Below are 12,175 nucleotides of genomic sequence, written 5' to 3'. Positions count from 1 at the left end.
CGCTCGGACGGCAAAACCGTAGTCCGGATGAAGTGGCTAAACGCTGGAAGGTCAGAACTAGTGCGTCTGCAAGAGGGGAACTTCCCCCTCAATAGAGATCTCATCACCGACGGCGATCTCCTTGCCGGACTCACGCGACGGAATTCGCGTTACGACCGTCAGATAGTAGTAATCTTTCACCCCGTCACGGTCCATGTTCGTCCCTAGCGTCTCCACATCAGCCCATTCGGGGAATCGCTCCTTCCGTTTTTCTGTGAATTTCTTTGCGAAATTCGTTTTTCGCTCACCAGTCTCCGGATTACGAGATGGAACGACACACCGCGGCTTGCACATGATTCCGTAATGAGTGACGTTTCCCACCGTGAACTCTACTCCAGTACCGGGGTTTCGACGTGTGGCTGGCGTGTTCGAGTAGAGTTTGTCTTCCCAGAACGGTTCGACACCACTAATTACGACGTTGGTCCGCAATCGCCTGAAAATCGCGTCCGCATCGAGGTCCTCGTACCACGATGCGACTTCGGCCAACGTTTCCTCGCCGACGAGAGTAGGGCCCGTGGCGGTGACTCGAATCGGGGCGATGCCTCCTGCGCTGTCAGTGAAGTTCGATTGCTCGGCCCGTTCGACCGTGATCGGTTCGCCGAAAAAGTCCGTCAGCCACTCTTCTAGTTCCGAATTACTGTTGATTTCATCGAGTCCGCAGGAGAAGGTACGGTCCGTATCGTAGATTTTGAATTCGACCGTGTTAGCCGAGAGATCGACTGTGGTGTTGATCTCGTGTACCAGTTTGTTTTGTCGTCCATTCACGTATGTTCCATCCTCGCTGAATAGGGCATACTCTCGGTCGTATCGCATCCGCCCTGAATCAGAGATGGGCACGCTATCGACATCGACACCGGACAACGATTTGACCGGATACAGCCTAATCCGGGAGACTGCTGCCATGACGGGACGTATTGGACCGAACTCGCTTAGGTGTTGTTTCGTGTGAGACCACTGGCTATCGCCTAAGGTCAGAATGAGCATTCAGAGCGGAATCTGGCCGACTGATCTCTGTCGAATTTCAAAGGTGGAAAACGAAGGGACGAAACGAGAACGATATTGCTATAGGGATTAGCCAAAAATCCTCAGAAATCACCCTTCCAGAAGCCGTAGGTCAGCAATAATCAGCCGCTACAAGCAGTGTACCAAGACTTCTGCCGATCCCTATCGCAGCAAGCGTTGGAGTATATCTTCCAGCTCTCGGACCGTACTGTTTTGTCGTCCGCTTCCGGAGTTTCAGTATGACCATCTACGAGGCCAATCTCCCGGGCGTCGGCAAGAAGTTCGAGGTCGAACTTGACGGCGAGCGCCGGCTCATCATCGTTATTCACAATACCGGCAAGCGTGAGCTGTTCGTCCGCGATGATCCCGACGAGGACGCCGAAAAATTGTTCGAACTCACCGATCGCATGGCTCGTCAAGTAGGAACTATCATGGAAGGCGCGTACTTCCAGCCGATTCGCACCGATACCATCGACACAGTATTATCAGACGATACGCTCATCGAATGGGTGAGCGTCACCAAAGAATCACCGCTCGTCGGCGAGACGCTGGCTGAGACACGTCTTCGGCAGGAACTCGGCGTCTCGGTCATCGCCGTCCAGCGCGGCGATGAGACCATCACGAACCCCGACCCGGACACCCCTATTGAAACGGACGATACGCTCGTGGTGCTCGGTTCACACGAAGCCTGCCAGCGACTCGACGAAGTGGTTGCCGGCAACGGTGGCGACAAAACGGACCTTGACACCGACACCGAGGGGTAGATGGCAGAAATCCTACTCGAACTCGGGGTGGCCTTTGCGGCCATTGCGCTCGCGGGCACCGTCGCGCAGTCGCTCGATCAGTCGGTGATTCCGTTCTACATCATCGCCGGTCTCGTGGCCAATCCGTTCGTCATCGGTTCCCTCGGACTGCCCGCGCTCGGTGCGAACGAGGTCATCACCGTGGCTGGCGAACTTGGTATTGTCTTCTTGCTCTTTTTCCTCGGGCTTGAGTTCTCCATCGACCAGCTACTGGCGAGCGGGCGACGGATGACGCAGGTGGGCCTGCTCGACATTGGAATCAATCTCCCCATGGGAATCGCCGTCGGACTGGCGCTCGGCTGGAGTGGATTGGAGGCGCTCGTCCTCGGCGGCATCGTCTATATCTCCTCTAGCGCTGTTATCACCAAATCGCTCATCGATTTGGGCTGGATAGCCAACGCCGAAAGCAGTCCCATCCTCGGCACCCTCGTCTTCGAAGACCTCGCTATCGCGGTCTATCTGGCAACACTCGCAGCACTGTTGAGCGGAAGCGGTGACCTCGGAACACTTCTCACGAACGTCGGTGTCGTTGGTGGATTTTTCGTCGTGCTCGTTCTTGTCGTCTATTTCGGCAGCTCACTGTTTGAACGGTTTCTCGCCACCGGATCGGACGAGCTGTTCGTCCTTAGAACGGTGGCGGCCGCAGTGTTGGTAGCGGGCACAGCGCTCGCGCTTGGAGCCAGCGAGGCGGTTGCGGCGTTTTTCATCGGGATGGGATTTAGCTCAACCGAACACATCGAACGCATCGAGGATTTACTCGTGCCCCTTCGAGATGTGTTCGCTGCGGTCTTTTTCTTCTGGATTGGTCTGACAACCGATCCGCGATTGGTGCTCGCAGTCGCCGGCCCGCTCGTACTCGTAATCGTACTCACGACGCCGACAAAACTCGTTTCGGGCTATTTTGGCGGACGGTTGTACGATCTTGATTCGCGTCGGTCAGTACGGGTCGCTTGCAGCATGGTCACTCGCGGAGAGTTCTCGCTCATCATCGCCACGCTTGCCGCTTCGCAGGGATCAGGTCCGATACTGACCGAGACCCTGCCCGCCCTCGCCGTCGGCTACGTACTTGTCATGAGCGTGCTTGGAACGACATTTATGAGCTCTGCAGATACCATCGAAGACTTTCTCAGGCGACTATATCCTGCATGATCAACTTATTGACGTTCAGAAAGTGGTTGATCCAGTCGGCAGCAAAATTGAGACGCAACACCAGACCATGGCCGAGTTAATCGATGAGTGGTTAATTTACTCGTGCTTAGCTTAGTAAGGACACGTGAATTTATCCGCAACCCCGCCCTCTCCCACAGCGTACCAGGTGCCACAACCCAGAACCACGGTTACTTGGCCCGAGAACACGTTGCCCAGTCGCAACCGACGGAGAGGGTCGCAGTGATGGAATCGTTCGTCCAATGAGGTTCGTCTTGGTCGCCGGCACCACTGAAACCGCACACATCGAGGGGATCAGTGCCGCCAGAGCGGACCCCGATCTGATGGCCCACACTCCGAGCGCGGACCTCGAGATCGTGGAATATGGGCAGCCAGTCCAGGCACCAGTCATACCGATGAGTCCGACTGGCTGCCCGACACCTGCGGTCATTACACGCGCCGTCCGCGAACTGATCGAGTTCGATACCCTGGCTCTCGATACGGGTCTCGTTCGTCCAACCAGTGCACCGACTGTCGCCCTCGAAGCGATGCCTGGAAGAGATATCCGCCATCCTCGGCCCGTCGATTCCGCAATGGACACGTTCGAGGCTGCCCGTCAGCTCGGACGGAGCCTGCCGGACGACGAACTCGTGATCGGCGAGACAATTCCCGGCGGCACGACCACTGCGCTCGGCGAATGCGCCGCAGTGTCGCCCTCGCTCCCCGAGAACCCGTTCGCGCTCAAGCAAGCAGTGGTGGACGAGGCGTTGGCAGCGAGTAGTCTCTCGGCGGGCGAGACCGCGGACGAGCCGGTGAAAACGGTACGCCACGTCGGCGACCCAGTGCTCGCTGCTGTGGCCGGATTGACCGTCGGAGCGACGACCACCGATACGTCAGTGACACTCGCCGGAGGGACACAGCTCATCGCCGCTGCCGCCCTCGCTCGACACGCAGGCGTGGACGCGACGCTCTCGGTCACGACGACCTCTTTTATCGCCGACGACAAGACGGTACGGCTGAACGAACTGGCGAATGACCTCTCGTTGGACGTGACCGTCACCGACCCGGACTTCCACCGTCGCAACCATTCAGCAATGAACCCGTACGTCGCCGGTGAGGCCAAGGAGGGCGTCGGGATGGGCGGCGCACTGGCGCTGGCCGACCGAGCTGGCGTATCGATGGCGGACATACGCGAGCAGGTCGTCTATGAACGAGAGAATACGGTCATGTTCGGATTCAAGTTCGCTATCGGTGAATCGAATATCAAGCGGTTGTTTCACCGACTCGATAGAGGAAGCCGTTGCCATCTCTTTATAGGCTGATTCCGATTCATATGGGCGTTTCTTTGTATCGGGAATTTGCCAAGAATTAGATGGTGGAATTTTCGAGCAGAAATGAGGATCAGCAGCGTTGCGTTGGTTATACGGGGCGACCGGCATGACCCCCTGCTCCAGCAGGCGGTCGTGCCAGTCAAGCATATCGAATTCCGCATCACCCAGTATCCAGATCGGTTTCTTGACGGCGAACGCGTCACTGGTGACGCGCATCGCCGTCTCCTGATCTATCTTCTTCGCAGGTGTGAACGTAGCTGCAACCGAAATATTGTCAGCAGCGATCACCAGACAGCAGCCGTATCCGTAGTAGAAATCGTCTTCAGCGTGATCGTAGTTCCACCCAGCATCATCATCCCGCTGGTCGACGGGGATGTCGGTGCCATCGATTCGATAGAGTTTGCCGAGCGGTACCTGCTCGGCAAGCTCGTGGACCAGCGTGATGAACACGTCCTCGGCAACGAGAGCGAAGTCAGTGATGAACCGCTCAAACGTCCGCCGTGCAGGCGGACGCGTGAATCCACACTGTCGCCAGACGTCCTCGTTGTGAAGTTCTCGGGCCATTGGACGCGGCCCGTAGATATCGTGGTAGAAGCAGTGTAGAAGACCCTTCAGGAGCTCCGGTAGCTGGTGAATCCGTGTTCGCCCCCTCGGATCGGGGGCGAACACGGGATAGTCAACGAGAAACGAGAACTCAAGATGCTCGAAAAGTGCTGCTGTCTCGGTCTCCAGTGCTTTGAAGACCTGTTCGACCGTCGCGCTATCCGGTAGGATGGACTTGATTGTAGACACATCAAATCTATCCTACCGCATTCCATGTGAGGACTTCTGCGCCACCGCCTTTGCTGCTACAATAAGATAACCAGCCAAGTTTGAGCATTGCTACAACTCCGATCAGATTAGAGACGTCGAAGCCGTTTGTCTCTCGGAACGTATTCATGCTCCTTCTTGAGAACCCAACCGAGTGCGGACGCGATCAAGCCGTGGAACGTGGCTCCCGCCAATCTCGATGAGCCCCATCTTTGCCAAAAGGACATACATGACTAACGAAAGGATGTAGACAACCGGCGCTGCAAGGATCTGCCATACAACAGTCGTCATCGGATCGATCCCACCCGTTACCATCACAAGTCTGTTCAGCGCCTTCAAAATCTGATACACAGGAAAATGGACCAGATAGACTCCAACAGCGAGAGTTCCCAACTGCGGAGCAACTGTCCTCTTTCCCCAATTCGGGTTCGACAGAGCGTACGCAAACAAGGCGAACACGAGGACTACAGTTGACAGAGTGTACTCCGTAGTGTATGTTCCCTGGCTGATCGTAAGGCCTCGCAGGAGATAGTTAACGACGTACTGTTCAGCTATCTGTCCGATCGCTGCGGCGATAACGATCCCGAGATACGTTCGACGACGATTCGTACTCGGTGACCAACGAACGGACCTGATCCAAAAGCCAAGGGCAACGTAGAAAAAGCCGAAAAAGAGTGCATCACGAGTCGGAACCGAGAACTCAGCGATCATTGGATAGTTCTGACCGATTAGGCCCACAACGTGCGCCGCCGCAGCCGCCGAGAGAAGACAACGAGTCTTATCGAGGGCGACGAACAGCGAGACAAAACAGATAGAGAAGAACAAGGCTGTCAGAAACCAAAGCGGCGGTGCAACTGCATCGCCATAGTATATCAGTCCTACTGGGGAGAGGCTCTCGAACAAGCTACTCAGGCTCGTCCTCGGTTGTCGCCCTGCGAGAAGTGCAATACCAGTTGTGAGCGCAACTGACGAGATGTAGAGACCAATCCCGAAAAGATACAGTGAACCCAACTTCTGAAAGGAACCCTGGATCGTCGATTTGATCCTATCAGAATCTAGTTTGTCCTTGAGAAAATATCCTGAAGTCACGAAAAAGAACGGAACGTCGAACTGTCCAATTGTATCCAAAATGAAATAAATATGGTTCCCATATGATCCAACTCCAGCGAAAGGCTGGACGTGGGCAACAACGACGAAGAACACGGCAATAGCGCGTAGACTATCGATGCTGTAAATGCGTTCTCCCACGTCAGCGTTCGTGCGTGTGCTCGCATTAGAGTGTTCTTTTCCGTTCGACTGATACCCGTCTACAAAGTTGAATCGCGAACAGATACTTATGCAGCATCGACGACACAACGGAATCCAATGTTGCCTGTCGAACTATTTGGTGTGTTTTTCGAACGGGCAGCTACCCGGTATCGGTTGCACCATGAGTGATGACACAGATACGATCCGCCTCGCATTACCCGCTCTGTTCCATTCGGTGGACCGGTCGGATTCGTTCGCGATGAATCGTCACTCGTGTGGTAATCCGCGCTAAACCAGTCTCCACACCATTCCCAAACGTTTCCTGAGACATTGTGTAATCCATATCCGTTCGAAGGAAACTCAAAGACAGGTGCAGTTCCGTAGTATCCGTCATCACCGGTATTGTGCGAGGGGAACTCTCCCTGCCAAATGTTACACCGATGCTCGCCCTCTGGATGCAATTGGTCGCCCCATGGGTATCGCCTTCTCTCTAACCCTCCCCGTGCTGCATATTCCCACTCTGCTTCGGTCGGAAGGCGTTTCCCTGACCAGTCTGCATACGCTTTGGCATCATTCCACGAAACGTGTGTCACTGGATGTTTCAGCCGTTCTTCGATACCGATGCTCGAATCCGGTCCCTCTGGCCGAAGCCAGTTTGCCCCTTCGACTGCAACCCACCAAGGAGCATCTGCAACTCTCTCTGTCTCTTGGTTATCATCGCCAAGTGCGACGAAGTCTCGGAATACGAACGACCACCCGAACTGCTCGGCATCGGTGGTGTAGTCCGTATCGCGCACAAATTGGAGGAACTCGGCATTTGTCACTGCGAAACGATCGATGTAAAACGAGTCAAGTGTCACATCGCGTGCTGGGCCTTCCCCGTCCGCAGCAAACCCAATCTCCTCGTCTGTCCCCATCGTGAACGTCCCACCATCCAAGTGCACCATTCTGTTAGTGCGCTCATCTTCGTCCGTTGCCAGTGAGGTATTCTCAACTCGTGTGCGTGCAACAGAGAGCTCGCTATTGTCTCTCTTAGAGTGGCGTTTTTTGCCACGTGAAGCTGCACAGCACGCAGAATCACGCTGTGTCATATGAGGTTGTCGAGCTGTATGGTGTAAGCAATTACGGTCATCGCGACTATCCGATCTACCGAACTACTCTAAAACAAAAATTATCATCGCATACAATCTGTACGATGTCACTCAATGTCGTCGGGTACAGTCTTCGGAGCTTTCTTCGGTCGTTTCTTCTCCTTGTTCCCTTTGCGGCGACGCTGAAGAGGAATTTGAATATTACCGTTCGCTTCGATCCAGTCGAATAATCGATCATGCATTTCTTTGAAATGCTTTTGATATTTTTTGTCTCCAATCAGGTTGTGCTGCTCTAGCGGATCTGACTTTAGATCGTACAATTCATCTGTTATTGGACCGTAATACCATATGTACTTGTAGCGTCCCTTACGTGTGCTAAACATCGTCGGATGCTGAGGAACTCCGCCCCAGAACGATTCATAGAACGGCTCTTTCCGCCGAGATGAACTGTTGCCCTTTATTTCGGAGAGGAACGACTCACCGCTCACGTAGTCCGGAGGAGACTGTCCGGCCCCTTCAAGAAACGTTGGCGCGATATCGACGTTTTCTACCCATTCGTTGACAACTGTTCCGGGTTCAATCAGTCCGGGTGCATACGCAAGTAAGGGTACGCGGACGGATGTCTCGTAGGCAGTTTGTTTGCCTATCAGACCATGCTCTCCAAGTGAGTATCCATTATCACCCATGTACAGCAGTAATGTCGAGTCAGCGAGACCCGACTCGTCGAGTTGGTCCATTATCGTGCCGATACTCTCATCAAGTGCCAAGAGAGTCTCTGTATATCGGCGATACAGTCTTTTGTAGTTGAAGCGGCCACCAAAGATGTAATTCACCCCACGAACGCCCTCTCGCTGATTTTTCACCCAGTTGGGTTTTTGGCCATAATTTGCGTTTTTGCTGGCCATCGTTTTCGGATAATCAATCGATTTGTTCGCATACCGGCCTTTGTGACGGGGAGCTGGGTGGAACCAGGCATGTGGTGCTTTATGCGAAAGGAAGAGGAAAAACGGCTTGTCGCTGTCACGGTTGTTGATCCATTGACGTGCGAAATTCGTCAAAACATCTGTAATATAGCCTTTGCGTTTGACTCGGTCGCCGTTGACGTTGAAAACTTGACTGAAATATTCACCCTGGCCCTCAAAACTCACCCAGTGATCAAATCCCGGACGGGGTTGCGCGTTGTCGGCATGATAGGTATGCCATTTACCGATAAAAGCAGTTTCATAGCCAGCATCCTGCAGATGCTGTGGGAAGAATGGTACGTGATCTACTTTTGTGCGCTGATTATCGATCACTCCGTGTTCGTGGGCGTACTGGCCGGTAAGAATCGAAGCACGACTCGGTGCACAAAGTGGTGTGCTGACCGAAGCGTTCGCCAAATGCGCTCCTTCCTCTGCCATTCGATCCATGTTCGGTGTCTCAAGAAAGTCTGGCGTACCTGGCCCATCCATGAAACTCATGAAGTCATAGCGGTGGTCATCGCTCAGCACAAAGACCATATTCCGCTGCTTCTGTTCATTAGAATCATGTCGGGAAAAACCACCTATATGTGAGTTGCAGCCGCTAAGGAGATTAGCAGCCCCAACCCCGCCAATCGTCTTCACAGCACTTCGACGGTGAATTTTATTCTTGGGCTGTGTTATAGATTGGTTGGGCATTTGTATGACGGTGCTTGAAGCGTGAGCCGCTTTCCTTTTTTGGCCTCTTTCGGTCAATTCACTCCATTCGAATCGATTCCTGAAGCTCCTGAAACGGAGATCGGCCAGTCAACTTAAGCAAATGGCCCGTGCAGAACTCACGGGGTCAATGGTGATGCCGCACAACGGACCACTATTTTACTCGTACTTAGCTCTCTAATCCCCAGTACGCTTGCGAAAATCAATTTGGACAAATGGAGCGGTATCACGGAGTATAACTGTTACTGCACCACTTCTTGAATGATTCAGAGTCTTTTATTTTGTACGACGCTGTGTCAGCCATAGGGAGTGGGCCGAGGTAGCTCAGGCTGGTCAGAGCAGCTCCCTTGTAAGGAGCACGTCGGGGGTTCGAATCCCTCTCTCGGCTTCTCCGGTTATGCGACGAGTAAGAATCGCGTCTGAGTTGTGATCGACCTGGCCTACTCTGAGGGTTGCGTGAGGCACGGTTGACCTCGAAAACGTGGGCACGAGCGAACGAAGACATGACGACCATTCCGCCCATGTTTGTTGTCTGACTCGAAACACCTACCGTACCCGACTCAACAATTCATGGTGATGAATTCCTTGCGGTTAGTTAGCATGCGCCAAATCAGCCATAACACTCAGAACTCAGAAACGTGGAAGGTAGGAACGACCATGATGCCTACTCCACGTTCTCCCGGACGAATCCATGCAGGTGATAGTACCGAGGATTTGTGTAAAGCAGAGGAAGAACAAATAATTTCTGGCTGGTTGACACCCATCCGATTTATGTTGCCTCGAAAACGTAGGACAGAAGCGGTATTATGTCACTTCCCTACGTTCTCCCCCCATGGCAGTAGTACGGGGATTAGCATAAAGAAGCCAGAGCATGAATAGCTTGTGAACAATTTTCACTTTGGATTGATAGAATCTTCCAACAGTATATCCCTCAACGAAACCGCCACTGAACATGAGCAGGAATCGCCTTATCGGACGATCGGTACACGATATTGCAGCAGCGATCCGTGAAGGCGATCAATCATCGCTAGAGCTCGTCGAAAGAACACTGGATCGTATCGCAGCCCACAACGAACTGAACGCCTTCATCACAGTCACCGATCAATCGGCGCGTAAACGCGCACGCAAGGCGGATACAGCAGCCGCACGCGGTACAGATCTCGGCCGGCTTCACGGTGTTCCCATCGCCATCAAGGACCTCCGGAGTCGGAAAGCTGGGATCCGACATACAATGGGCCCTACTCCTCTTGCCGAGAACGTCGCCCAAACCGATTCGATTTCCGTTGAACGACTGGAAGCCGCGGGAGCAGTTATCATCGGCACGACAAACACGCCCGCGCTCGGCCATACTATCAAAACCGACAACCGGCTCTTCGGAGCGACGCCGACGCCGTACGATCACGATCGCTCTGCTGGCGGCCCATCGGGCGGATCGGCAGTCGCACTAGCAACCGGAATGGCCGGGCTCGCAACCGGCTCGGATATCGGTGGATCGCTCCGAGTGCCGGCCGCGTGCTGCAACGTGATCGGACTGAAACCGACGTTCGGACTCGTTCCCGAACGTCTCCCGGCCGACGGGTTCAGCACTCATAGCCCGTTTTTCGTCGGTGGACCGATGGCCCGGACTGCGGTGGATACCGCCCTCATGCTTGATGTCCTCGCAGGTCGAGACGATCGCGACCCGTTCAGCGTCCCTCGTTCCAGTGTAGAGTACGTTGACGCGACCGATCGTCCCACGGATGAGCTATCGGTGGCATACAGCCCGGATCTTGGACTGCAGCCGATCGCACCGATAATACGTGAGACGGTCGGTGCTGCTGTTGACGATCTGGCAGCCGCTGGCGCAACGGACGATACTGTGGACGTCTCGCTGCCCTCGTACGAAGAACTCTCGCTGGCATATATCGAACAGGTCGGGGTGTTCTTCAGCACGTTTGCGCAAACGATCGCGGAACAGTACGACATCGACTTCGAAACGGCGGATGTCGAGGAGACAGTACGTTCGACGATTGCTCTCGGAGAAGATACGACAGCGGTCAACGAACGACGTCGCAACATTCCCCGCACCACCGCATACGACGGCATTCAGGATGCACTGAGCGGCTATGATGTACTCATGACGCCGACGCTAACGGTTCCACCCTACAGCAAACAACTCAACGAGGGCTATCCGACTGAGATTGATGGTGAGTCCGTGCTCGGAGTTCCGACCGACATGATGTTGACATGGGTGTTCAATCTGACCGGCCATCCTGCAGCATCCGCCCCCGCAGGGTTCACCGATAATGGACTGCCGGTCGGAGTACAGGTCATCGGACGGCGGTTCGGTGAAGCCGATATACTCAGTGTCGTTGCAGCGATCGAACGGGCACGGCCGTGGACGGCGCAGTATAGTGACCGAGATTGAAATTAAATCTCCCGATTTCCGTAACCGAACACGGATGGAATCTCATCATAGACGCCTCCGCGGCGGTCACCGAAGAAGAGTATTGCAACTTATCAAGCGTCTCAACGATCAAGGGGGAACCGTTCGGAGTATTCCCGAACGTATCGAAGCATATGAACCCTGTCACGCAATTGCAAGTGACTTGCCGAACCACCCGACAAACGTTCAGGAGCATCCACAAAGCTCACAGCGACGACAATGGCACTTCAGATACCGAAGCTAACGACAAGTGCGTCGACAGCATCTCTCGAAGCCACTCAGTGAGAAACATTTGGATAGCGGGAGGTGGATTTGAACCACCGATCTGCGGGATATGAACCCGCTGGAATGTCTGGCTATCCCATCCCGCTATCGCTTCGTCGGTCTCGGACGCCAGTGAGAGTAGCGAAACTCACCCTGCGATTTGATGGAGCGGCATGCCGCATCATCGCCACGTGGTCGCTGGTTCTTTAAGTTGTCCTGGCGATAAGGTGATGATGAGAGAGGTCCGCTGGGTTCTGCGCGACATAGAATGCCACAGAGGCGTATCCGTTAGCTCACAGTAGCCAGACGGTCTGAGTCGTGACCACCAGTCGGATCTCGC

The 12,175-nt window shown here is 54.3% G+C and carries 8 protein-coding genes, 2 tRNA genes and 1 pseudogene; 5 read left to right on the top strand and 6 right to left on the bottom strand.

What is annotated here, in order from left to right:
* Positions 1 to 57 precede the first annotated feature (57 nt).
* On the bottom strand, positions 58 to 942 hold the full coding sequence (locus ACP97_RS00245; RefSeq protein WP_049995928.1) for an MOSC domain-containing protein: 885 nt from the start codon (positions 940 to 942) through the stop codon (positions 58 to 60).
* Positions 943 to 1,280: 338 nt separating this feature from the next.
* On the opposite strand from ACP97_RS00245, the gene ACP97_RS00240 reads away from it, so the two are divergent.
* The 3 genes from ACP97_RS00240 (at position 1,281) to ACP97_RS00230 (ending at position 4,312) form a co-directional block, all read left to right on the top strand.
* On the top strand, positions 1,281 to 1,805 hold the full coding sequence (locus ACP97_RS00240) for a cation:proton antiporter regulatory subunit (protein ID WP_049995842.1): 525 nt from the start codon (positions 1,281 to 1,283) through the stop codon (positions 1,803 to 1,805).
* Positions 1,806 to 2,993: a cation:proton antiporter gene (locus ACP97_RS00235; RefSeq protein WP_049995841.1), complete on the top strand. Its 1,188-nt coding sequence runs from the start codon at positions 1,806 to 1,808 to the stop codon at positions 2,991 to 2,993.
* 260 nt (positions 2,994 to 3,253) lie between these two features.
* Positions 3,254 to 4,312 carry a nicotinate-nucleotide--dimethylbenzimidazole phosphoribosyltransferase gene (locus ACP97_RS00230; protein WP_237561012.1) on the top strand — a complete coding sequence of 353 codons (1,059 nt, stop codon included), beginning with the start codon at positions 3,254 to 3,256 and terminating at the stop codon, positions 4,310 to 4,312.
* Positions 4,313 to 4,465: 153 nt separating this feature from the next.
* Here ACP97_RS00230 and ACP97_RS21180 read toward each other — a convergent pair.
* The 4 genes and pseudogenes from ACP97_RS21180 to ACP97_RS00215 form a co-directional block, all read right to left on the bottom strand.
* A pseudogene (locus ACP97_RS21180) lies at positions 4,466 to 4,885 on the bottom strand (transposase); the annotation flags it as partial.
* A 372-nt stretch (positions 4,886 to 5,257) separates the two neighbouring features.
* Positions 5,258 to 6,379 carry an acyltransferase gene (locus tag ACP97_RS00220; RefSeq protein WP_079977469.1) on the bottom strand — a complete coding sequence of 374 codons (1,122 nt, stop codon included), beginning with the start codon at positions 6,377 to 6,379 and terminating at the stop codon, positions 5,258 to 5,260.
* Between the two features lie 86 nt (positions 6,380 to 6,465).
* Positions 6,466 to 7,326 carry a formylglycine-generating enzyme family protein gene (locus ACP97_RS18700; protein WP_272913426.1) on the bottom strand — a complete coding sequence of 287 codons (861 nt, stop codon included), beginning with the start codon at positions 7,324 to 7,326 and terminating at the stop codon, positions 6,466 to 6,468.
* A gap of 251 nt (positions 7,327 to 7,577) precedes the next feature.
* Entirely contained in the window at positions 7,578 to 9,074 is a 1,497-nt protein-coding gene (locus ACP97_RS00215; RefSeq protein WP_237561010.1) for a sulfatase family protein, read from the bottom strand.
* 385 nt (positions 9,075 to 9,459) lie between these two features.
* On the opposite strand from ACP97_RS00215, the gene ACP97_RS00210 reads away from it, so the two are divergent.
* A tRNA-Thr gene (locus ACP97_RS00210) sits at positions 9,460 to 9,534 on the top strand.
* 564 nt (positions 9,535 to 10,098) lie between these two features.
* Complete coding sequence (locus ACP97_RS00205; protein WP_049995837.1) at positions 10,099 to 11,553, top strand: amidase; 1,455 nt, start codon at positions 10,099 to 10,101, stop codon at positions 11,551 to 11,553.
* Positions 11,554 to 11,868: 315 nt separating this feature from the next.
* On the opposite strand, the gene ACP97_RS00200 is transcribed toward ACP97_RS00205, so the two are convergent.
* Positions 11,869 to 11,942, bottom strand: a tRNA-Met gene (locus ACP97_RS00200).
* Positions 11,943 to 12,175 lie beyond the last annotated feature (233 nt).

Origin of the sequence: Halococcus sediminicola (genome assembly GCF_000755245.1) — an archaeon.
Taxonomy (GTDB): Archaea; Halobacteriota; Halobacteria; order Halobacteriales; family Halococcaceae; genus Halococcus; species Halococcus sediminicola.
The sequence above is the reverse complement of the archived record's forward strand: the minus strand, read 5'-3'. Positions and strand labels throughout refer to the sequence as shown.

Coding starts and splice junctions, on each gene's coding strand:
- ACP97_RS18700 (WP_272913426.1), bottom strand. CDS start 7,326: ATGGTGCACTTGGATGGTGGGACGTTCACGATGGGGACAGACGAGGAG.
- ACP97_RS00230 (WP_237561012.1), top strand. CDS start 3,254: ATGAGGTTCGTCTTGGTCGCCGGCACCACTGAAACCGCACACATCGAG.
- ACP97_RS00240 (WP_049995842.1), top strand. CDS start 1,281: ATGACCATCTACGAGGCCAATCTCCCGGGCGTCGGCAAGAAGTTCGAG.
- ACP97_RS00235 (WP_049995841.1), top strand. CDS start 1,806: ATGGCAGAAATCCTACTCGAACTCGGGGTGGCCTTTGCGGCCATTGCG.
- ACP97_RS00245 (WP_049995928.1), bottom strand. CDS start 942: ATGGCAGCAGTCTCCCGGATTAGGCTGTATCCGGTCAAATCGTTGTCC.
- ACP97_RS00205 (WP_049995837.1), top strand. CDS start 10,099: ATGAGCAGGAATCGCCTTATCGGACGATCGGTACACGATATTGCAGCA.